This is a genomic window from Paucihalobacter sp., from assembly GCF_036825875.1.
Classification (GTDB): domain Bacteria; phylum Bacteroidota; class Bacteroidia; order Flavobacteriales; family Flavobacteriaceae; genus Paucihalobacter.
Map to the genome: position 1 here is coordinate 1 of NZ_DAISXK010000018.1, position 21,810 is coordinate 21,810.

Here is a 21,810-nt window from a genome sequence, read left to right on the forward strand (position 1 = left end):
TAACCGTTTTACAAAAAGATGGTAAAATTTGGTTACAAGACCAAAATGGGAATTACAGCGAAATCGTTGCTACTGATGTTATGGGAAGTAACGGCGTGATTCACGTGATTAATAGCGTTGTGATGCCAAAGTAATTTTCAATTCTTGTTTATTATTTGATTGAGTGGCTAGATAATTTCAATCTTGCTGCTCTGAAAAAGGGAATAATAGACATGCCGAAAGAAAATTGCTATGAAAAGGAGGAAAGCACTTGCCAAATGGCAGGTGCTTTTTTTATAGAACTTGAAACACAAGGCTTAATTGGTATAATTTCAAATATAAATTGCAGATGCGTAATTTGTAAGTTTAAAGACAGTAAATAAGAAATAGTATCAGTGATGACAGATTTAGTCTACAATAGCCTTACCTTTGCAACTAATATAAAAATGACACCACTATTTGTTCAGTCATTTTATAAACAAATTATATGTCATTTAATTCATTAGGTTTGTCTGACGCCCTATTAAAAGCGGTCAGTGCTCAAGGTTATACGCAACCATCACCCATTCAACAAAAAGCAATTCCTTTAATTTTAGAACGTAAAGACGTTTTAGCATCTGCGCAAACAGGTACTGGAAAAACGGCAGGATTTACCTTGCCAATGCTACAAATATTATCACAACAGCCTGTTTTACGCAATCGTCCAGTTAGAGCTTTAGTGCTCACGCCAACGCGAGAGCTAGCGGCTCAAGTTTATGAAAATGTAAGAGATTATAGCGCTTATGTAGATATCAAAAGTGCGGTTATTTTCGGCGGAGTGAATCAAAAATCACAAGTATCAACCTTGCGACAAGGTGTTGATGTGCTCATTGCCACGCCAGGTAGATTATTAGATTTACACAATCAACGGTTACTGTCATTAAACAATATCGAAATACTTGTTTTAGATGAAGCCGATCGTATGCTCGACATGGGTTTTTTGAGAGATATAAAAAAAATTATGGCTTTAATGCCGGCCAAGCGACAAAATTTATTGTTTTCGGCTACGTTTTCAAAGGATATCAAATCGCTAGCTAACTCTATTTTAAATCACCCAGTGTTGGTTGAGGCTACCCCAGAAAATACCACTGTAGATAAAATTAACCAGCAGGTGTACCACGTTGACAAAGGCGCGAAGTCCGATGTACTGGTAAAGTTAATTTCGGAAGGTAATTGGGAGCAAGTTTTAGTTTTTACCCGTACCAAACACGGCGCAAACAAACTCACCAAAAAATTGTTAAGCAGTAATATTTCCGCTTTAGCCATTCATGGTAATAAAAGTCAAGGTGCACGAACGAAGGCCTTAGAAGGATTTAAAAAAGGTACTATTAGAGTTTTGGTAGCAACAGATATTGCTGCACGTGGATTAGACATACCGTTATTGCCACATGTAGTTAATTTTGAATTGCCAAATATTTCAGAAGATTATGTGCATCGTATAGGTCGTACTGGCCGAGCTGGTGCAAGCGGTATCGCCATTTCCCTGGTAAGTGCTGACGAAAAAACATACCTAAGAGATATTGAAAAATTAGTTGGATTAAGAATTCCGAGTGATGTTATCTCAGGATTTTTACCAGATCCGAACGCGCCAACCGAAATTGAAAAACCGCAGCGCCAGCAGCGCTCACGGCCAAGAGCGGCTAGGTCAACAGGCGACAGAAATGCGAAAACTGCTGGTTCTGGCAATAGAAACAACCAACGCAGACCAAGTCGCAATAGCAATCGACGATCTGACGAGTTAAATTAGCTTATGCAACACTCTAACGATCCCTTGCATGGTAAAACTTTAGAAGCCATTCTAAACGAATTGGTGACTCATTTTGGTTGGGAGTATTTGGGTGAGACCATCCGGATTAATTGTTTTAAAAGCAACCCAAGTATAAAATCTAGCTTAACTTTTTTAAGAAAAACGCCTTGGGCACGATCTAAGGTGGAGCAGTTGTATATTAAAATGTTGAAGCGTAAATACTGAAAATTTAATTTTCAGTATTTACGCTCTAACTCCTTGGTATCAATATTAAAAAATTGCGAAAAATCTTTTTGTTTAGTTTATTGTGTTTATCATAGGTATATCATGATAGGCTTAAATATAAAGAAAAACTGGTGTTAATCAGATTCTTCATCCGACTCAAAAGGAATAACTTCCACATCATATTCTGCCTCAGTAAACTCATCTCTACTCATCCAATATTCAGAAGTGGTCATCACATAGCTATAATCGCCTTTTGGTTCTAAGTTCCAAATAATGCTCTCGGCGTCATCAAAGGCTTCTTTGCCGGCTAAATGATCGGCATACAAACGTTTAATGATACTATTTTTTGCGAGGGTTTTGTCCAAGGCTTTCAGTACGTTTTCTTTGGTCACATCTTCGTTAGGTGTGATTTGAAATTCTACCGTCGTGGCTTTGGTGTTAAAAAATGTGCCGTTATAGGCTTGGTACAACAACTGATTGATATTAAACAATTGATGGTGCAAGGAAATATCACTGTACTCTTCAGATACTTTATCTATCAACATGTCATGTGAAATTTGGTCAATTTGTCCTTCACCTAATTCTTCAGATAATTTATAATCTAGTACAATAGCCGCAGCTTCACTGGGTTCAAAATCGGTAATCGCCATGGTGAGTAATTCTTTAAGCTCACTAGGTTTCGAATTGGCAGCATCTGGAAATCCAAAACGGTCTAACAAAGCGATGTAATCGTCATTAGTCCAAGCATTGTGAAGTTGTTCAACAGTTTTGACACTGTTAATAATTATATGGTATTTCATAGGTTAAGTAATTTATAAATTAAATAGTTTATGAGTTTACTTATTGCTGTCAATAAAAAAGTTGTATTTACAACATTTTCAGCACTTAACGCATAAACTCATAAACTGTAATAATTATTTTTTTCGCAATTCAAACAAATCTTTACGTCTGTCTTTTAAATTTCGAACGCTTCCAAATTGGTTCAATTCGCGCAGTAAATCTAAATCTACATCGGCAATTAAAATCATTTCGGTATTTTGAGTGGCTTCGGCCTTTACTCCGTTTGACGGGAAAGCGAAATCACAAGGTGTAAACACCATTGATTGCGCATACTGAATATCCATGTTGTGTACTTTAGGTAAGTTTCCAACACTTCCGGCAATTGCCACGTAACATTCGTTTTCAATAGCACGGGCCTGAGCACAATGTCTTACGCGTGAAAAGCCGTTTTGGGTATCCGTTAAGAATGGCACAAACAGAATATCCATGCCTTCATCGGCTAGTAATCTGCTTAATTCTGGAAACTCAGAATCGTAACAAATTAAAATACCAATTTTACCACAATCTGTATCATAAGCTTTTAATTGCGTTCCACCTGTCATACCCCAAACCTTGGCTTCATCTGGAGTGACGTGTAATTTTTCGTAGCGTTCCATACTGCCATCTCTTCTGCATAGGTATCCGACATTGTAAAGTCGGTCATTAACGATTTCTGGCATACTCCCAGTTATAATATTGATATTATACGAAATCGCCAATTTTGAAAAACGCTGCACGATTTCAGAAGTATGCTTTGCTAATTCTCTAATGGCAGCAGCTTCGCCTAAATGGTTATTATCAGCCATCAACGGTGCGTTGAAAAACTCAGGGAATAACGCGAAATCACTTCGGTAACCTGAAACTGCATCAACAAAAAATTCGGCTTGTTGCATTAAGTCGTCTAGATTTTTGTATAAACGCATTTGCCACTGAATCAATCCTAAACGGACGATTTTTTTAATAGTGGTCGCTTTTTTATCAGGTTTTTCGTAATAAATATTATCCCATTCCAGCAATACAGCATATTCTTCGGAAGATGTATCGCCTTCTAAATAACCTTTTAAAATTCGGGTTGGGTGAAAATCATTCGACATCTGGAAATTTAATACCGGATCGTGAATTTCCTGATGTTTCACTTTATCGATATATTCCTTCGGACTAAGTGTGTTTGAGAATTTGTGATAATTTGGTATGCGACCTCCAAAAGCAACGCCACGTAAATTGAGGCGCTCGCATAATTCTTTACGATAATCATATAAACGACGGCCTAGTCGTAAACCGCGATATTCGGGACGGATAAACACATCAATGCCGTACATTACGTCGCCATCGGGTCGGTGTGTGCTAAAGGTATAGTTTCCGGTAATATCTTTGTAGGTATGATGGTCGTCAAACTGGTTGTAATCTACCAAAATAGACAGCGCACAGCCTGCGATTTGGTTGTTAACTTTTATAACTACTTGACCGTCGGGAAAGTTGGTGATTAATTTTTCAATTTGTGGTTCTTTCCAATAAGCCTCTGGCATATTGGGATAAGAAGCAACCATAGCTTGTTTAAATTCGTTGTAATCTTCAATTTTAAGATATTCTAACTCGATATTTTCGATTTCTTGCATGTATATATTTAATAAGGATTTTGAAATAACTCCAAGATAAGCCAATTAAAATAAGTGAGCAAGAATTTAATAATTACTTAATAAAATTTAGAAAATTGGTTTGGTAATTTATTCAGGTTTGATAAATTTTACTCAGAACAGCAATTTTAAAGAAATAGATATTAAGCATTATATACTCAATATTTAGGTCTTGATTTCGGAAAGAAGAATCTATCAAACGCTAAAATAATTCCAGGCGTATTATTTTTGATAAGTCCTTCAAACACATTTTCGGAAATAATGGCACCAACAAAGCCTTTAATACTATTGTATTTACCCAATAGTTTGTTGCTTAAAAGTGTATAGCCGAGTTTAATACCACCTGAAGCTAAATTAGATTTTACTTCGTCATCATTCACAAAATGATTTAGCGAATCTTTGGCAATTTTAAATGGATTTAAAGAATCTACTACATCAGTAAATGATTGCCTTAAAAGCACCTCTTTTTCTTGCTTATCAATTTTGAGTTGCGCAATATTTTGAAGTAGCGTGTCATGGTGAGATAGTTTTGTTTGAGCCATGTTAATGAAATTTATGTGTTGTTAGATATTTTGAAAACTATACTATTAATTATTGGTTTTAGAATTAATGCTTTATTGGCAATTATTAAAATCCCCGTGATAATAATATAGATACCGGTTACGCTTAAAAAGCCGTACAGGTAGCTTTCAAAAACATAGGATAAATAGATACCCAAGCTGACACTCAAAAAAAGAAGTATAAACAAAACGGCTATACCTATAATGAGGTACTGAATTATTCGCGCGCTTGTAACAGCGATGCGCTCGGTTATTTGAAGCTGTAATAGTTCTTTTGAAGTTTGTAGATAAGATTTAAAATCGTCTGTTAATGATTCTAATTTTGTGGTACCAGTCATTTTGATTATTGTTTGCTATTAAAAAAATAAGCCGAAAAGTTTTTGGCTTTCCGGCTTATTGCCAATACTTAGGTTAAGTTACTCGATATAACGTTTAAAAATTACGTTTTATAAATTGTGTTTATTCGGATTTGACATTGCATTGGCTTTTTCTTCGACATGTCGGGAAGCTTTTTCAGCTTTATGTACTAAGTCATCATATCCATCACTTACTTTGTGTTTTACATCGTTAGCAAGATTTTTGGCGCTATTTGCAAGGTCTTTAGCTCCATTTGCAATGTTGTGTCTTGTCTTGCTCCCTTTACTCGGTGCAAATAACACTCCTATAGCTGCACCAACTAAAGTGCCTATCATTAACGCGCCAATTATCTTGCCTGAACTATTTGAATTTTCCATTTTTTTATTTTAAGTAGATTATTTAATTGTTTTTTTTGGTAGATTTTTAGAGTACTTTTTTACCTTGGATTAATCGAAAAATAATAGCTATTACGGCAATTACTAGCAGTATATGAATAATATTTCCAACGTTAAAGGCAAAAAAACTAACTGCCCAAATTATTAGTAAAATAACTGCAATTGTGTATAATAAATTTCCCATTTTTTATGTGTTTTATTAATTATTTGTTGTTTACCTAGTTATTAGAATAAAGAAGAGCAGTGTGTTTTTGAGGGACACCACTCTTCTTATCCAACCACCAACTAATTATTTTTTTTGTTAAGATCAGAAAGAACAGTTTTATTGTCAACCTTTTCTTTTCCGTTTCTTTTGGTTTGTTTATCTTTTACATCGCTTTTTCGCGAGACTGAGGCGTGCTTATTGGTTCCTGTGTTACCAACTTTTGAATTTTGTTTTGAATCGTTTTGTGCTTCTTTTTTGTTGCCTTCTTTTGTGCTCATTGGATTAATTTTTTTAGGTTAATAAGATTTGAAACCAATCATCTGTGATGTGCAGATTCACTGTTATTTGTTATACAAAGATGGCACTTATTAAGGAGGGAATTATTATAAAGAAGTATGATTAAATTACAAAATTCACAGATTTTCAAGGTTTTGCTTTCTCTTCGCTTTTAATTTTTTGAAGTAAGTAGGCGTTAAACCAGTGATTTTTTTAAATTGATTTGATAAATGAGCAACGCTACTATAATTGAGTTTATAGGAAATCTCAGTAAGGTTTAATTCGTCGTAAAGTAATAATTCTTTTACTTTTTCAATTTTATGAAGTATAATGTATTGTTGAATGGTAATTCCTTTTACATCCGAAAAGCAATTTGACAAATATGTATAATCTAAATTGAGTTTTTCGCTGATATAATCGGAATAGTTTACTTTGGGTAATTCTTCTGAATAGTGAATCATCTCTACGATGACTCCTTTTATTTTTTCTATTAGAATATTTTTCTTATCATCTAATAACTCTAAGCCAGAGACTGCGAGATTTTGTTTTAACTTCTCACGTTGGCTGTCAGTTATACTCGAAAGTAATTCTACAGTGCCTAATTCCACCGAGGTATAAGGAATGCCTAACTTTTTAAGTTCATCCTTGACTACCATTTTACAACGAAGACTTACCATATATTTTATGTAAAGCTTCATAGTTCTTGTGGTTTGGTTTAAATTAAATACGTCATGCGTGTCACCTAAATAATTAAAAAGATCTATAAATCTTCGTAACCACTTTTAATCACTGTAGATATCATTTTAAATTGCTCTTTAGCAGAAAAATGATGTCTAGTGTGTGCTGGTATAATGATTCCTTCGCCTTTTGCTAGGTTGAAGTCTTTTTTATTCATGTTTAAAGAGGCAGCGCCATCTATTATCTGTATGTAGGTATCAAAGGGCAGTAGTTTTTCTTCAAGTTCTTCTCCAGCATCAAATGATGTTGCTGTAATATTTCCTGTTATTTTTTTTATGATAGTTTTACTCACTACAGCATTAGGCAAATACTCAATGATTTCAATGATTATGTGCGACTTTGCTTTTTCTAATTCTATATTTGTTGTTGAATCTTTCATCTTTGTTTTAAATTGCTTATAAGGTTAAATGAGCACTACTCAGTTATAGGTTTTTTTATGTTGATGCATATAGTGCCAAAACAATGTGCGATTTTATGATTAAAACAAATTTTAGAACTTTTGCCCATTTAGTACTTATTTATGATCAACCTACGTAAAGGTGGGGCTAAAAATTGGATAATGTGTTACATTTAAGTATAAATAAGTAGCGTATTTTAGTAATAATATAAAAAAAAAGCAATCTAATGGCTTAAGATTGCTTTTTAAATGTTGATAATAAAACGATTTTGGGTGCTTTAATTATTATCGGAAAATAGATCTTGAAACGATTGACCTACATTATTTAAATCAGCGTTAAATTTGGTTTTAAAACTTTGCCAATCACTAGTATTTAATGAATAGTTGTTGAGACGCGCGCGTAATTCAGCATTTTGCTCTCTTAAGTCAGCCACACGACGACCTCTGGCTTCATCTAAGGTTTTACCAGGTTCGTTGATTTTGTTCTGTAATTTCTCTATATTTTCGTTATTTTTTTTTATTTCCTCCATAGCATCCTTCTTAAAGTCTTGATACTCTTCGTTCATTTTGCGTTGCTCCTCATTTAGTTGTGATGAAGTGTTTTCGTAGACATCATTTGTATCATCAACTTTACTGTCGTTGGATTTACAACTCAATAAAAATGCAGCAATCATTAGAAAACTTGTTGTGTAAATAAGTAGATGTTTCATTATGTTTATGTTTAGGTTCGTTTTGATTTAAAAAAGTTCAGATTTATATTAGGAAGTAAAAAGTACAGGTTTTGAGATCCCTGTACTTTTTTTAATTGATCAAATGTTCTACTAACTTTGTAAGCTAAATAGTCCCCTTTCCATTTGAAAAATTAGAATCCTAATAAAATTAATGATACTCTAAAAAACTTAAGCAAATTTACTGCGGTTACTCTTGTATAATGTTACAAAAACTTGAAGTTAGATTACATATTTTACATATTACGCAGGATGACAAATTAAAAGCATCTAAATATCAGTTATTTAAAACAGTTTTGATTAAATAAATATGTAAAGTGCTGTCGAAGTTTAAGTTTGACAATGCTTTGGAATTTGGCTATTTCAATATTGTAGAGACAAAGCTTTCAATAGCGCCGGCCTTATGTTCTGTGAGGTGCTTTATAAAAGCACTGCCAATAATAGCGCCTTTAGCGTATTGTGTAGCTTGGTTAAACGTTTCTTTGTCCTTAATACCAAAACCCACAATCTGAGGATTGTTGAGTTGCATAGCATGAATGCGCTTGAAATACGCTTCTTGTTCTGTTCCGAAGCCAGTTTGGCGACCCGTAACGCTCGCGCTGCTTACCATATAAATAAAACCTTCTGAAATGCCATCGATAAAACGAATGCGCTCATCTGAAGTTTGTGGTGTAATTAAGAAGATATTAATTAAACCATGTTTTTGAAAAATTTCCTTATAGGAATCATTATAGACATCTGCTGGTAAATCAGGTACAATCAAACCATCTATACCAACTTCTTGACATTTTTGGCAAAATGCTTCTACACCAAATTGTAAAATGGGATTGAAATATCCCATAATAATTAAGGGGATTCTCACGGTTTCGCGAATATTTTTAAGTTGATTAAACAACAGTTCACTAGACATACCGTTTTTTAGAGCCGCCGTAGAACTATCCTGAATGGTTGGTCCGTCAGCCAATGGATCGCTAAAAGGTAAACCAATTTCTATCATGTCAACACCGCTGTTTTCTAAAGATTGGATAATACCAACTGTATCATCCAGTTTTGGATAGCCGGCAGTAAAATATATAGAAAGCAATTTTTCAGGAGCTTTTAGTTTTTCGGTAATTCTGTTCATCGTAATGGATGTTTAAAACAAATAATGAATTTATAATTTGAAATATTTAATATAGGTATCTAAATCTTTGTCGCCACGTCCGGAAAGATTAATCACTATAATATCTTCTGGTCTAAAGGTTTTGTAATTGAATACCGCCAAGGCATGTGAGGTTTCTATAGCTGGAATAATGCCTTCTAGCTGACTTAATTCTAAACCTGAGGTCATGGCGTCATCATCGGTAATGGCTATAAATTCGGCTCTTCCAGTTTTATACAAATGGGCGTGCATGGGTCCAACGCCCGGGTAATCTAAACCAGCCGAAATAGAATAAGGTTCCGTTATTTGTCCGTCATTGGTTTGCATCAATAAAGTTTTACTACCGTGAATAATGCCTTCACGACCTAAAATAGAGGTTGCAGCACTTTCACCCGAATGCACACCTTTTCCAGCCGCCTCAACCGCAATTAGTTTTACATTTTCATCCTCAAGATAATGGTAAAAAGCACCTGCGGCGTTACTGCCACCGCCAACACAGGCCATGACGTAATCGGGATTGCTTCGGCCTTCTTTTTCTTGAAGTTGCCATTTTATTTCTTCGGAAACTACTGCTTGAAAACGTGCCACCATGTCAGGATATGGATGCGGACCAACCACCGAACCAACGATGTAATGTGTGTTTACTGGATTGTTAATCCAATCGCGCATGGCTTCGTTAGTGGCATCTTTTAAGGTTTTACTGCCCGATTTTGCTGGTACCACTTTGGCGCCTAACATTTTCATTCTGGCAACATTCGGCGCTTGGCGTGCAATATCAACTTCGCCCATATATACAACGCATTCAATACCCATTAGTGCGCAGACGGTAGCAGTGGCAACACCGTGTTGTCCGGCGCCAGTTTCGGCAATAATACGGGTTTTACCTAAGCGTTGTGCTAAAAGAATTTGCCCAATTGTATTGTTTACTTTATGTGCTCCTGTGTGGTTGAGGTCTTCTCGTTTGAGGTAAATTTTGGTGTTAAATTTTTCGCTTAATCGCTTGGCGAAATACAAAGGCGTTGGGCGGCCAACGTAGTCTTTTAACAGCGCGTGAAATTCTTCTTGAAACGATGGTTCTGCTGTAATTTTTAAATAATTTTGGCGTAACTCTTCGATGTTTGGGTAGAGCATTTCTGGAATGTAGGCGCCACCAAATTCGCCGTAATAGCCTTTTTCATTAACATTGTAACTCATAGCATTTTTTTTAATTGTTCTAATTTTTCTTTGTTTTTCAATCCTGGTTCTTTTTCAAATTTACTGTTTACGTCTATAGAATAACAGTATTTCGATATAGGGTTTTGTTTAAAATCTTCAAGTGCTTGCATAGATTCTAATCCAATACCACCGCTTAAAAAGTAGGGTTTGGAAGACGGATAGGCGCGTAATAAATTCCAATCAAATGTGTAACCATTGCCACCAGGAAGTGCGCCTTTGGTATCGAAAAGAAAATAATCACAGCAATGCTCGAACGCTTTTAATTGCTCGAAATTAAAGTGTTCGCCTACCGAAAAGACTTTGATGATTTCTATATGTTTACTTGGAAAAGTTTGCGTAATTTTTGTTTTAAGTGCGTTGCAAAATTCAACCGATTCCTCACCGTGAAGCTGAATGGCCTGTAATTGATAGTCACTTAATTTTTTGATAATGGTTTCTGCCGAGGCATTTACAAAAACACCAACTTTTTTAATACTGCCTGGTAAATTTGGTAGTTTGTCATTAAAGAAACGGGATGATTTTTCATAAAAAATAAAGCCCATATAATCGGGTTGCAACGCTGCAATCTCAAGTATATTATCGGGGTATTTCATACCGCAGACTTTCAACTTCTGCCCCTTTTGCCTATCGGCATTTTCCCCAGAGGGAAAAAGTTTATCATTATTTTTGTTTCTTTCTTTTTTCATTTGAGTTAATCATTCTCTTACTGTAGAGGAGTTAGAGCAGGCTTTTTATAAATTCTTTTGCGCTTTTGCCAGGGTTATCCGTTTTCATAAAATTTTCACCAATTAAAAAACCTTGATAACCATATGGTTTTAATTCTTTTATCGCCTCAACCGTGCTGATCCCACTTTCGGATATTTTCACGAAATCGTCAGGGATTTCTGAGCTTAGCTGTTTGCTGGTTTCTAAACTTACCTCAAAGGTTTTTAAATTTCGGTTGTTTACGCCAATCATGTCAATACTTGGCATAATCGATTTCTGTAATTCTTCTAGGTTGTGAACTTCTAGCAAAACTTCTAGTTCTAAACTTTTGGCCAAGGCAGAAAACTGTGCAATTTCTTCCTTAGATAATACCGCGGCAATGAGCAAAATTAAATCCGCACCGTGGGCTTTGGCTTCAATTATTTGATAGTTATCGATGATAAATTCTTTACGCAATAAAGGTAGGTTACAATTTGCCCGCGCCAATAATAAATCGTCTAAGCTGCCACCAAAATATTTGCCATCGGTTAAAACAGACATGCCTGAAACTTCAGCGTCTTCATAGCCTTTGGCAACCTCAAAAACATTGGGATTATTGTTAATAACGTCCCGTGACGGTGATCGGCGTTTAAATTCGGCAATAATACCTGTGGCGCTTTGCTTTAAATTATTCCTTAATGAGATAGTAGCGCGATTAAATAACACCGATTGCTCGAGTTGTTTTATCGGAATGAGTTGCTTTTTGAGGGCGATTTCAAGCTGTTTATCCTTTATGATACGGTCTAAAATGGTCATTTAATTTTGACTGATTTTTATGAGTGTTTCTAAACTTTTTTTGGCTTTTCCTGATACTAAGGATTCTTTTGCCAATTCAAATCCTTCTTTGTGCGAACATTTTTTAACAGTCGCAATGGCCAATCCTGCATTGGCACAAACTACGTTTTTTTGTGCTTCGGTGCCATTACCTTCAATGATATCCATAAAAATTGCTGCAGACATTTTTATCGTGTTACCACCTGAAATACTATTTTGGTTTAGGATTTCAAGTCCCAAATCTTCCGGAGACAACATATGCTCTTCGTGGTTGGTTACAATTTTTGTATCGCAGGTGAGCGAAATTTCATCGTAGCCGTCAAGTGCGTGAACAATGCTGTAATTGGTATTAGTGTTTTGATACAAATAGGCGTAAAGGCGCAACAATTCGAGGTTGAATACACCAACCATCTGATTTTGCGGAAATGACGGATTTACCATAGGTCCCAACATATTGAAGAATGTTTTAACGCCGAGATCTTTTCTTATGGGTGCTACGTTTTTCATTGCTGGGTGAAATAGCGGTGCATGTAAAATGCAAATTCCAGCTTGTTCGATACTTTTTTTGATAAAACTTTCATCGTTAGAGAATTTAACACCAAAATATTCCATTACATTTGAAGAGCCACAGGCCGAAGAAACACCGTAATTGCCGTGTTTAGCGACAAGAATTCCAGCGCCAGCAGTTACAAATGAGGCTAAGGTTGAAATATTGAACGTATCTTTTCCGTCTCCACCAGTACCACATAAATCTATGGTATTATAGTCCGAAAGATCGACGCTAATACACAATTCTAAAAGTGCATCTCTAAAGCCTTTTAATTCTTGAAGGGTAATATTTCGCATCATGTACACCGTTAAAAACGATGCAATTTGACTTTGGTTGTAATCGCCTTTAGAAATGTTTACCAGTACTTGTTTGGCTTCTGAAGATGAAATACTCTCTTGGTTGACGAGTCTGTTTAATAAATCTTTCATTGTCTTTGTCTTAATTAACTTTCAACCCAGTTTTTTAAAATTTGCTTACCCTGTGGCGTTAACACCGATTCTGGATGGTACTGCACACCTTTTACATCGAAGATTTTGTGTCGTAGTGACATTACTTGTCCGTTTTCATCAAACGATGTCGCTTCTAAAACTTCTGGTAAATTAGCATCGACTACCCACGAGTGGTAACGTCCAACTTCAATAGTTTTTTCGAGATTTTTAAACATCGGTTCGTCATATACGGTAATATGCACTTTGGTTGCAACACCGTGATATACGGTTTCTAAATTGCTGAGTGTGCCACCAAAAACTTCGCCAATCGCTTGTTGACCTAAACAAACGCCTAAAATACTTTTAGTACTGGCGTAACGCGCAATGATTGGTTTTAACAATCCAGCTTCGTCTGGAATTCCTGGACCGGGCGAAAGCAGGATTTTATCAAAGGCTTCTACTTCATCTAGGCTGAGTTGGTCGTTTCGTTTTACGGTAACCTGACAATTAAAGTCTTGTAGGTAATGCACCAGATTATAGGTGAAACTGTCGTAATTATCTATAACTAATACCTTCATATTGTTTTGTGGGTTAAGGTTGTTGTTGCGTTAGGGATTGCAGCGGCATCCTTTTGCCTTAAAGCAAAAGATATAGCGGAAAGCCCGACCCTTGTGGTAACGCCCATATTATATGTTTTTTGCAAGTTCAATAGCTTTGGTTAATGCGCCTAGTTTGTTATAAACTTCTTGTAATTCGTTTTCTGGATTAGATTTGGCAACAATTCCAGCGCCAGCTTGCCAATGCAATTGATGGTTTTTGCTGAGAAATGTTCTTATCATAATCGCGTGATTGTAATTGCCGTTGAAATCCATAAAACCAATGGCGCCACCGTAATAGGTTCTGCTCGTGGTTTCATATTTTTCAATAAGTTGCATGGCCATGTGTTTTGGCGCGCCACTTAAGGTTCCTGCTGGAAAAGTGTCGGCCACTACCTGCATGGTGGAACTGTCATTATGCTTTTTGGCCGTTACTTTACTCACCAAATGAATAACATGCGAAAAAAACTGAACTTCTCGGTAGGTGTTAACGGTAACTTGGGAGCCGTGACGACTTAAATCGTTACGCGCTAAATCTACCAACATCACATGCTCGCTGTTTTCTTTATCGTCTGCTGCTAATTGCTTTGCTAACTGCGCGTCTTGTTCGTCGTTGCCGGTTCGTTTAAAGGTTCCTGCTATGGGATGAATTTCGGCATTGCCATTATTTACAATTAATTGTGCTTCTGGAGAGCTTCCGAATATTTTGAAATTGCCATAATCAAAATAGAACAAATAGGGCGAAGGATTGATGCTTCGTAAGGCTCGGTAAACATTAAACTCATCGCCCTTAAATTTTTGCGAGAATTTTTTTGACAATACTAGTTGAAACACATCACCGCGATTGCAGTGTTTTTTTGCCAGCGTCACATTGTCTTTATAGGCTTCATCTGTGAGATTTGAGATGATTTCGCTTTGGGTATCGAATTGGTATGAGGCGTAATTTTTAGATTGAATAAGTTGTAAAATTTCCTCTAAATTATGATCGGTATCAAAACAATGGGCGAAAATATAGGCTTCGTTTTTGAAGTGGTTAATGGCGATTATATTCTGATAAACGGCATAGTAAATATCAGGTATGTCAATACTATTGGCTTTTTTACTGATGTGAATGTCTTCAAAATATTTAACCGCATCGTAAGCGGTATAACCAAAAATACCATTGTTGATAAATTTGAATTCGGTGTCTGAATTTACCTTAAAACGTTGCGTGAATTTGTGAATTTCTGAAACAACATCAACATTTCGAGTGTAACATGTTTTGGTGCTCTTGTCAGGATAGGTTTGAAATATCACATCATTTTTTACCTGAATTGAGGCAATGGGATTGAAACATATATAAGAAAAACTATTGTCGCTAGCATGGTAATCGCTACTTTCTAACAGGATACTATTTGGATATTTATCGCGTATTTTTAGGTAGATACTTACCGGTGTAATGGTATCGGCCAAGATATGTTTATGATGTGTATAAAGACTAAATGTTTTCATTTGATTTTGCTTTCATTCTTTCTACCTTAGAAAGTATTTCGTAATTATTTAGATTCCCAATTGAACTGAAATTAAAAAAGGCTTGTCGTGATTGACAAGCCTTTATATTTATGATTAAATATTACATAGCACTGTTCCTCACGAACGATTGTTTCGCAAAGACCACCACCAAGTATTATTAGTTTTTAAATTCATTTGTTTAATTAAGAAAGTCAAAGATAAAACGAATTTTAGTTTTTCAAAGTAAATTTTAAAAAAAGATTCCTGCATAAGCGCAGGAATCTGAAGCTAAAGTTTTATGCTATTAATCATTTATGCTATTAAAACATTAAGGTTACGTTTAAATCGAATTCATCATAGATAGCTTTGTCTTGTAAATTATTAAAAAAGCTTGGTGAACCGTATCTTACATCAAATTTAGAACGATCTACTTTTAAGGTCGCGTTAGCTTCATTTCCCTTAACCGTCATGTTAAATGTAAGTGGATTTGTTTTGTTTTTGATAGTTAAATCTCCTGTAACAATATATTTACCAGCAGTTCCTTTTACACCAGTAATTACAAAATTTGCTGTTGGGTAAGTAGTAACACCAAAAAAGTCGTCTGATTTTAAGTGTCCTTCTAATTTGCCTTTAGAATCTCCTTCTAAATCTGTGACGTTAATTGATGACATATCGATGGTAAAATTACCACCGGTTAGTTTATCACCTTCAAATACTAAAGTTCCAGACTTTAAACCAATAGTGCCTTCGTGATCTCCAGTTACTTTGTAACCTTTCCAAACGATTTTACTGTCTTTTACGTTTACTTCTTTCACAAACATGTTAGTGAATGAAAAAAATGTTACTGCTAATACCGCTACAAAGGCGCTTTTCAAAATGTTCTTGTTCATAATAATTGTTTTTAATTTTAATATTTATTTTAACTTGTTTAATAATTTATTTAAAGTAATTAATTCTTCTGTACTGAGGGATGCTGTAATTAATTCTTCAGCATTATTGATGATAGGGTCGATTTCTTTTAAAATGTTAAAACCATTTTCAGTAATAAAAATTTCTACTTTTCTTCGGTTTTTTTCACAAGTAAAGCGTTCAACATATTTTTTAATTATCAATTTATCGACCAATCTTGTCGTGTTACTCATTTTATTTATCATACGGTCTTGAATATCCTGTAAATTGATTGGATTTCCTTGTTGACCTCTCAAAATTCGCAATACATTAAATTGTTCTATCGATAAATCATATGGTTTTAATGTATTTAATAAATTCTCTTTAATTATTGAATTAGAATGAAATACGTTTAACACCGTTTTTCGTGATAACGGCATCATCTTTTTAGTTTTTAGTATATCTTCTAATTCTTTCATGTACAACAATTGTATATACAAATGTATTAAAATATTTAAGACTTTAAATAATTGAGACTATAATTTTTTGTTAAACTTTAAATAGAGTGGTAAGGAGACTGTAATTTTATAACCATAATAAATTGTAAATTAAAGCCCTTACTGATCTAATCTTTTGTGTATTCATGAAAAACTTAATTCTTTTAATCTTATTTGTTTTTTACGGTTGTAACGACCAGAAAACGATAGCACAGGAGTATAAACCGCAGGAATTAACGATTGTTGATTTTGAAGAACTAAAACCCTATTTAAATAAAAACGAAGACAAAACATACATCATCAATTTTTGGGCAACTTGGTGTGCACCTTGTGTCAAGGAATTACCTTATTTTGAAGACATCACTAAAACGTATAATACAAATCAAGTAGAAGTAATTTTAGTAAGCTTAGATTTCCCAAAACAATTTGAATCTAAGTTGAAGCCTTTTATCGTATCGAAGAAAATCCAATCTCGAGTCATTGCCTTAAACGATATGGATATGAACACTTGGATTCCCCAGGTAGATGAAAGCTGGTCTGGCGCCATTCCTGCCACCATTATATACAACAAGACAAAACGCAAGTTTTACGAGAAATCATTTACTGAGAGAGAACTACAAAACGAGTTGCAACAATTTTTAAACCAGAAATAAATAGAAAATTTTAAACTTAAATACATAACAAATGAAAACAATTAAAACTTTTTTGATGGTTATTGGTATTTTGGCCGGACTGTCATTCACGAGTATGAGCAATAATCCAGGTTATGATATCGGCGATATCGCAACCAATTTTAATCTTGAAAATATTGATGGTAGTATGGTGTCTTTATCTGATTACAAGGATGCCAAAGGATTTATTGTGATTTTCACTTGCAACACCTGTCCTTATGCAGTAGCTTACGAAGACAGAATTGTAGCCTTAGATAAAAAGTACGCATCCAAAGGTTACCCAGTTATAGCCATCATGCCAAACAATACTACGGTAAAACCCGAAGATGATATGGATCATATGAGAGCCAGAGCAAAAGCCAAAGGTTTTACGTTTCCTTACTTAATGGATGAAGGTCAAAAAATTTATCCTCAGTATGGAGCAACTAAAACGCCACACGTATATATATTACAAAAAACACAAAAAGGTAATGAAGTAAGATACATCGGTGCGATAGATGATAACTATCAAGATGCTAAAGCCGTAAATGTTAAATATGTAGAAGATGCTATAGATGCACTATTAGCAGGAAAAGAAATAAAGGAAACTAAAACAAGAGCTATTGGTTGTACTATTAAAGTATAAGCTAAATAGTTGATAAACCTAAGCCCAAGATGTAAGGTCTTGGGTTTTTTTACGCCTAAATGTTAAAAAAAACCTTAATTTTGTTTAAATTTTGAAATTATTATGGCAGATTTATCACAAGAAGATTGGGCAAAGCAATTAGAAAGTAACAATAATGCTGTTATTTTAGACGTTAGGACTCAAGACGAAGTAGACCAAGGAATTATCCCAAATGCCATACATATGGATATACACAATGGTCAAGGTTTTATTGACGAACTCGAAACCTTGGATAAAGAAAAAACGTATTATGTGTACTGCAGATCTGGTGCCAGAAGTGCCCAAGCTTGCACCATCATGGAACAGATTGGTTTCAACAAGGCTTATAATTTGTTAGGCGGTATTATGAATTGGCAAGGAGAGATATCATCAATCTAATATAAAATCATCATGCAAAAAATCAATCAAATCATTTTATTGTTTTCGACAATGCTCATCTTCAACAGTTGTCTAAACCAGCAAAAAGGCGACATACAACTTGTTAGTCCGGAAGAAATGCAAGAGCTTCAAAAGGATAGATCCGTTCAGATGGTTGATGTAAGGTCAGCAGAAGCACACGCTATAGAATCGATACCCAATTCACAAAATATCGATTTTAATTCTCCCAATTTTGATGAAGAAGTCTCAAAACTAGACAAAAATAAGCCGGTTTTATTGTACTGTGGTTCCGGTGGTACCAGCGCTAAATGTTCTGCTAAATTAAAAGATGCGGGATTCAAAAAAATATACGAATTAGAAGGTGGTATCTCACGCTGGAAGTACGAGGGATTTGATTTAGAAACTAAATCCTAGTGAAACAGAAGCCATCAAGTTAAAACTATTTCATATTTTAGGAAATCTTTAGAACTTGTTTAGATAGCAAGTTCTATTTTTGATTAAAACAGAAAGCCTCCTTAAGTTATCACAAATGAAACTACCTCAGCTATTTATAGTATTCCTGATTTTTATTGTTAGTCCATTAAATGCCCAAATTTTAGAACCAGTAAAATGGACGACTTCAGTAGAAAAAATTTCAGATACCGAATACTACCTTATTTCATCAGCCACGATTGAAAAAGGCTGGCATTTGTATTCTCAAAATGTGCCTGATGGCGGACCTATTCCAACCTATTTCACTTACACTGAAAATGAATACTCCCTTGTCGGTAAAACGGAAGAGCCTGAAGGAGAAACTATAGATGATCCTATTTTTAATATGCGCATCACTTATTTTTCTAACAAAGCTGAATTTAAACAACGCGTCAAAATCAACAATCCAGCCTTAGAATCAATTTCTGCCCAAGTTGAATTTATGGTTTGCGATGATGAAAGATGTTTGCCTCCAGACTCCGAAATATTGATTTTTATTTTAAATCAAACTTCCCTTACAAACGAAAACAATTCACTTTTTGGCGGTAATAATCTTAATCAAAACAATATTTTAGAGCCTGTTAAATGGTCAGCTTCAGCCCAGAAAATTTCTGAAAATAGTTACAACATTGTATTGAATGCGAGTATAGAAGAGGCTTGGCACTTGTATTCGCAACATATTACCGAGGGTCCATTACCAACGGGCTTCACCTTTCTAGATACCGATACTAATTACGTTCTAGAAGGAGAAACGTTAGAGCCAGATGCAGATCCCGTTTTTGATGACGTGTTTGCAGTTAATGTTAAATATTTTAGCAATGATGCCCAGTTCGTTCAGTCGGTTTCACTTTTAAATTCAGATTTAGAAAGTATTACAGTTGAAATATTTTACATGACTTGTAATGATGAAAAATGCATAACGGGCGATGATATTATTATCATACCTTTAAAAGAAGGATTTGTAGCCACTGCAGTTGGAAGTGCTAATATCGACGACAGGAGCAAAGCGCTTTCCGAGGCCTTAAATTTAAATATTACTGGTTGGGATACCTTTAAACCACAAGACGTCAAACAAGAAAGTGGTTTTATGATTTTTGTTTTTGGCTTTATCGGTGGTTTAATTGCTTTATTAACGCCCTGTGTATTTCCAATGATTCCGCTAACAGTTTCATTTTTTACCAAAAGCGCATCCGATCCTAAAAAAGGACTTGTGAATTCTGTTCTGTATGGCTTTTTTATTTTCCTGATTTATGTTTTGTTGAGTTTGCCATTCCATTTATTAGATTCTTTAGATCCTGAAATTTTGAATAATATTTCAACCAATGTTACTCTAAATATAATTTTCTTTGTCATTTTTCTCGTTTTTGCGTTCTCATTTTTTGGCTATTACGAATTAACTTTACCAGCTTCGTGGAGTAATGCCCTAGATAGTAAAGCCAACAAAGTTGGTGGCGTAATTGGGATATTTTTCATGGCACTTACACTTGCAATCGTTTCATTTTCTTGTACGGGACCAATTTTAGGTTCACTTTTGGGAAGTTCATTAACAGCCGATGGTGGTGCTACACAATTAAGTTTAGGCATGAGTGGTTTTGGTTTGGCCTTGGCATTACCGTTTACCTTATTTGCTATGTTCCCAAAATGGCTTAATTCCTTACCAAAATCGGGTGGATGGTTAAATACGGTAAAGGTAGTATTAGGTTTTATAGAATTAGCACTTGCCCTAAAATTCCTTTCCAATGCCGATTTGGTGGAAAATTGGGGCTTCCTAAAACGTGAACTTTTTATCGGTTTATGGATTTTGATAGGTATAGGGTTGGTTTTATATTTATTTGGAAAAATAAAGTTCCCACACGATGGACCTTTACAAAAAATAAGCAAAGGTCGTATGGCTGTCGGTATTTTAACCTTGGCATTTGTGGTGTATCTCATTCCTGGCTTGAGTAATACCAAAGCTGCAAATCTTGAATTATTAAGTGGATTCCCGCCACCATTATTTTACAGTTATTACGACAAAGAATCCGATTGTCCATTAGGTTTGGAATGTTATAAAGATTTGGACAAAGGCGTAGCTGTGGCCAAAGCAGCTAACAAACCAATTATGATTGACTTTACAGGATGGGCTTGTGTGAATTGCCGAAAAATGGAAGAGCAAGTTTGGAGCACCTCGGATGTTTACAAAATTCTAAATGAAGAATACATTATTATTTCACTTTACATAGATGACCGACGCGACCTAGAACCAGAGGAGCAATTTGATTATTTAAAAGCAAATGGCAAAGTGAAAACCATCAAAAGTATTGGTGACAAATGGGCAACCTTGCAGACTATCAACTTTCAAAATAATTCGCAACCGTTTTATGTGTTGGTAAATTCAGATATGGAATTGCTAAATGAAACAACGGCCTATACACCAAATGCGTCAACCTATTTAGATTGGTTAAAAGTTGGTTTGGAAAATTTTAAAAACAATTAAATTTTGAAGTAAACATCTTTAAAAGGCACTCTAAATCTTGGCCCGTAAATTCCCGCATCGTCTCGAATGCCACACCCAATAACCATATTGATTTCAGCTCCGAAGGGAAGATTTAAAATACGTTTTATCATTAAAGTGTCACTACCTTCCATTGGGCAAGTGTCATAACCAATGGCAGCCATACCCAGCATGAAATTTTCAGCAGCCAAGGCCGCACTTTTATGCGCTACGATGCGCATATCACTTAATCTTGTTTGGCGATAAATAGGGCGGAACAATCCAATAATTTGGAAAATTACGTATTTAATAAATCCAAATATGCCTAAGAAATCCCAATAAATGGTTGGAATTATTTTCTTGTAATAATTTATGGCTTGCTGTTTTCTTTTTTGAAGTTTCTCTGTTAATTCGGTCTTGCCAAACGCTGCTTCTAAAAATGAAATATTGGCTTTAGCCCGTTGTTTCCAAAGGTCTTTGCGGGTTACAATGACCAGCATTTGATTAGCAGTTTTTGCTGCATTTTGATTAAAACAAGCCTTTGAAATTGCCTTTAACTTATCGCTATCGGTTACATGATAAAATTCCCAAAGCTGAAGGTTGCTGCTGTTAGGAGCCAAAGCTGCATTTTGTATACATTGCTTAACTTTTTCGGTGTCAATATCAATAGATTTGTAAACTCTGGTAGATCGTCGGTAAGCAATGGCATCAGAAACTGATTTTTCCATAA

Annotated in this window: 28 protein-coding genes; 8 read left to right on the plus strand and 20 right to left on the minus strand. The window is 35.1% G+C overall.

What is annotated here, in order from left to right:
* Positions 1–26 precede the first annotated feature (26 nt).
* The 3 genes from V7Z48_RS06900 (at position 27) to V7Z48_RS06910 (ending at position 1,990) form a co-directional block, all read left to right on the plus strand.
* On the plus strand, positions 27–134 hold the full coding sequence (locus tag V7Z48_RS06900) for a fasciclin domain-containing protein (protein WP_334112722.1): 108 nt from the start codon (positions 27–29) through the stop codon (positions 132–134).
* A 332-nt stretch (positions 135–466) separates the two neighbouring features.
* Positions 467–1,765, plus strand: coding sequence for a DEAD/DEAH box helicase (locus V7Z48_RS06905; protein WP_334112670.1), 1,299 nt, complete (start codon positions 467–469; stop codon positions 1,763–1,765).
* Positions 1,766–1,768: 3 nt separating this feature from the next.
* A complete protein-coding gene (locus tag V7Z48_RS06910; RefSeq protein WP_334112671.1) occupies positions 1,769–1,990 on the plus strand; it encodes a VF530 family protein in 222 nt (73 codons plus the stop codon).
* Positions 1,991–2,124: 134 nt separating this feature from the next.
* Here V7Z48_RS06910 and V7Z48_RS06915 read toward each other — a convergent pair whose 3' ends face one another.
* The 19 genes from V7Z48_RS06915 to V7Z48_RS07005 all read right to left on the minus strand — a co-directional run bounded on the left by V7Z48_RS06915 (position 2,125) and on the right by V7Z48_RS07005 (position 16,405).
* Complete coding sequence (locus V7Z48_RS06915; RefSeq protein WP_334112672.1) at positions 2,125–2,790, minus strand: hypothetical protein; 666 nt, start codon at positions 2,788–2,790, stop codon at positions 2,125–2,127.
* 114 nt (positions 2,791–2,904) lie between these two features.
* Positions 2,905–4,425, minus strand: coding sequence for a carbon-nitrogen hydrolase family protein (locus V7Z48_RS06920; RefSeq protein WP_334112673.1), 1,521 nt, complete (start codon positions 4,423–4,425; stop codon positions 2,905–2,907).
* Positions 4,426–4,601: 176 nt separating this feature from the next.
* Positions 4,602–4,985, minus strand: a complete 384-nt coding sequence (locus V7Z48_RS06925) for a hypothetical protein (RefSeq protein WP_334112674.1) — start codon at positions 4,983–4,985, stop codon at positions 4,602–4,604.
* An 11-nt stretch (positions 4,986–4,996) separates the two neighbouring features.
* Entirely contained in the window at positions 4,997–5,341 is a 345-nt protein-coding gene (locus V7Z48_RS06930) for a phage holin family protein (RefSeq protein ID WP_334112675.1), read from the minus strand.
* Between the two features lie 108 nt (positions 5,342–5,449).
* Complete coding sequence (locus tag V7Z48_RS06935) at positions 5,450–5,737, minus strand: YtxH domain-containing protein (RefSeq protein WP_334112676.1); 288 nt, start codon at positions 5,735–5,737, stop codon at positions 5,450–5,452.
* 46 nt (positions 5,738–5,783) lie between these two features.
* Positions 5,784–5,939 (minus strand): lmo0937 family membrane protein, encoded by a 156-nt coding sequence (locus V7Z48_RS06940; RefSeq protein WP_334112677.1) that lies wholly within the window; start codon positions 5,937–5,939, stop codon positions 5,784–5,786.
* Positions 5,940–6,040: 101 nt separating this feature from the next.
* Positions 6,041–6,238, minus strand: coding sequence for a hypothetical protein (locus V7Z48_RS06945; protein ID WP_334112678.1), 198 nt, complete (start codon positions 6,236–6,238; stop codon positions 6,041–6,043).
* A 135-nt stretch (positions 6,239–6,373) separates the two neighbouring features.
* Positions 6,374–6,934: a helix-turn-helix domain-containing protein gene (locus tag V7Z48_RS06950; RefSeq protein WP_334112679.1), complete on the minus strand. Its 561-nt coding sequence runs from the start codon at positions 6,932–6,934 to the stop codon at positions 6,374–6,376.
* Between the two features lie 62 nt (positions 6,935–6,996).
* Complete coding sequence (locus tag V7Z48_RS06955) at positions 6,997–7,353, minus strand: cupin domain-containing protein (protein WP_334112680.1); 357 nt, start codon at positions 7,351–7,353, stop codon at positions 6,997–6,999.
* Between the two features lie 296 nt (positions 7,354–7,649).
* Positions 7,650–8,081 carry a hypothetical protein gene (locus tag V7Z48_RS06960; RefSeq protein WP_334112681.1) on the minus strand — a complete coding sequence of 144 codons (432 nt, stop codon included), beginning with the start codon at positions 8,079–8,081 and terminating at the stop codon, positions 7,650–7,652.
* A 376-nt stretch (positions 8,082–8,457) separates the two neighbouring features.
* Positions 8,458–9,222, minus strand: a complete 765-nt coding sequence (gene trpA, locus V7Z48_RS06965; protein WP_334112682.1) for a tryptophan synthase subunit alpha — start codon at positions 9,220–9,222, stop codon at positions 8,458–8,460.
* Positions 9,223–9,252: 30 nt separating this feature from the next.
* Complete coding sequence (gene trpB / locus V7Z48_RS06970) at positions 9,253–10,434, minus strand: tryptophan synthase subunit beta (RefSeq protein ID WP_334112683.1); 1,182 nt, start codon at positions 10,432–10,434, stop codon at positions 9,253–9,255.
* Positions 10,431–11,141: a phosphoribosylanthranilate isomerase gene (locus tag V7Z48_RS06975; protein WP_334112684.1), complete on the minus strand. Its 711-nt coding sequence runs from the start codon at positions 11,139–11,141 to the stop codon at positions 10,431–10,433. Before V7Z48_RS06975 ends, trpB begins: the two co-directional genes overlap by 4 nt.
* A gap of 31 nt (positions 11,142–11,172) precedes the next feature.
* Positions 11,173–11,955 carry an indole-3-glycerol phosphate synthase TrpC gene (gene trpC, locus V7Z48_RS06980; RefSeq protein ID WP_334112685.1) on the minus strand — a complete coding sequence of 261 codons (783 nt, stop codon included), beginning with the start codon at positions 11,953–11,955 and terminating at the stop codon, positions 11,173–11,175.
* Positions 11,956–12,951: an anthranilate phosphoribosyltransferase gene (trpD, locus tag V7Z48_RS06985; protein ID WP_334112686.1), complete on the minus strand. Its 996-nt coding sequence runs from the start codon at positions 12,949–12,951 to the stop codon at positions 11,956–11,958.
* A 14-nt stretch (positions 12,952–12,965) separates the two neighbouring features.
* Entirely contained in the window at positions 12,966–13,529 is a 564-nt protein-coding gene (locus tag V7Z48_RS06990) for an anthranilate synthase component II (RefSeq protein ID WP_334112687.1), read from the minus strand.
* Positions 13,530–13,637: 108 nt separating this feature from the next.
* Complete coding sequence (locus V7Z48_RS06995; RefSeq protein WP_334112688.1) at positions 13,638–15,038, minus strand: anthranilate synthase component I family protein; 1,401 nt, start codon at positions 15,036–15,038, stop codon at positions 13,638–13,640.
* Between the two features lie 320 nt (positions 15,039–15,358).
* Positions 15,359–15,928, minus strand: coding sequence for a YceI family protein (locus V7Z48_RS07000; protein ID WP_334112689.1), 570 nt, complete (start codon positions 15,926–15,928; stop codon positions 15,359–15,361).
* Positions 15,929–15,952: 24 nt separating this feature from the next.
* Entirely contained in the window at positions 15,953–16,405 is a 453-nt protein-coding gene (locus V7Z48_RS07005) for a MarR family winged helix-turn-helix transcriptional regulator (protein ID WP_334112690.1), read from the minus strand.
* A gap of 164 nt (positions 16,406–16,569) precedes the next feature.
* On the opposite strand from V7Z48_RS07005, the gene V7Z48_RS07010 reads away from it, so the two are divergent.
* From V7Z48_RS07010 to V7Z48_RS07030, 5 genes are all read left to right on the plus strand, one after another.
* Positions 16,570–17,076, plus strand: a complete 507-nt coding sequence (locus tag V7Z48_RS07010) for a TlpA family protein disulfide reductase (RefSeq protein ID WP_334112691.1) — start codon at positions 16,570–16,572, stop codon at positions 17,074–17,076.
* 31 nt (positions 17,077–17,107) lie between these two features.
* A complete protein-coding gene (locus V7Z48_RS07015) occupies positions 17,108–17,719 on the plus strand; it encodes a thioredoxin family protein (protein WP_334112692.1) in 612 nt (203 codons plus the stop codon).
* A gap of 102 nt (positions 17,720–17,821) precedes the next feature.
* On the plus strand, positions 17,822–18,136 hold the full coding sequence (locus tag V7Z48_RS07020) for a rhodanese-like domain-containing protein (protein ID WP_334112693.1): 315 nt from the start codon (positions 17,822–17,824) through the stop codon (positions 18,134–18,136).
* A 12-nt stretch (positions 18,137–18,148) separates the two neighbouring features.
* A complete protein-coding gene (locus tag V7Z48_RS07025; RefSeq protein ID WP_334112694.1) occupies positions 18,149–18,550 on the plus strand; it encodes a rhodanese-like domain-containing protein in 402 nt (133 codons plus the stop codon).
* 115 nt (positions 18,551–18,665) lie between these two features.
* On the plus strand, positions 18,666–21,083 hold the full coding sequence (locus tag V7Z48_RS07030; protein ID WP_334112695.1) for a protein-disulfide reductase DsbD family protein: 2,418 nt from the start codon (positions 18,666–18,668) through the stop codon (positions 21,081–21,083).
* On the opposite strand, the gene V7Z48_RS07035 is transcribed toward V7Z48_RS07030, so the two are convergent.
* Positions 21,080–21,808 (minus strand): nitroreductase family protein, encoded by a 729-nt coding sequence (locus tag V7Z48_RS07035; RefSeq protein WP_334112696.1) that lies wholly within the window; start codon positions 21,806–21,808, stop codon positions 21,080–21,082. The two genes, V7Z48_RS07030 and V7Z48_RS07035, sit on opposite strands and share 4 nt — an antisense overlap.
* Between the last annotated feature and the right edge of the window lie 2 nt (positions 21,809–21,810).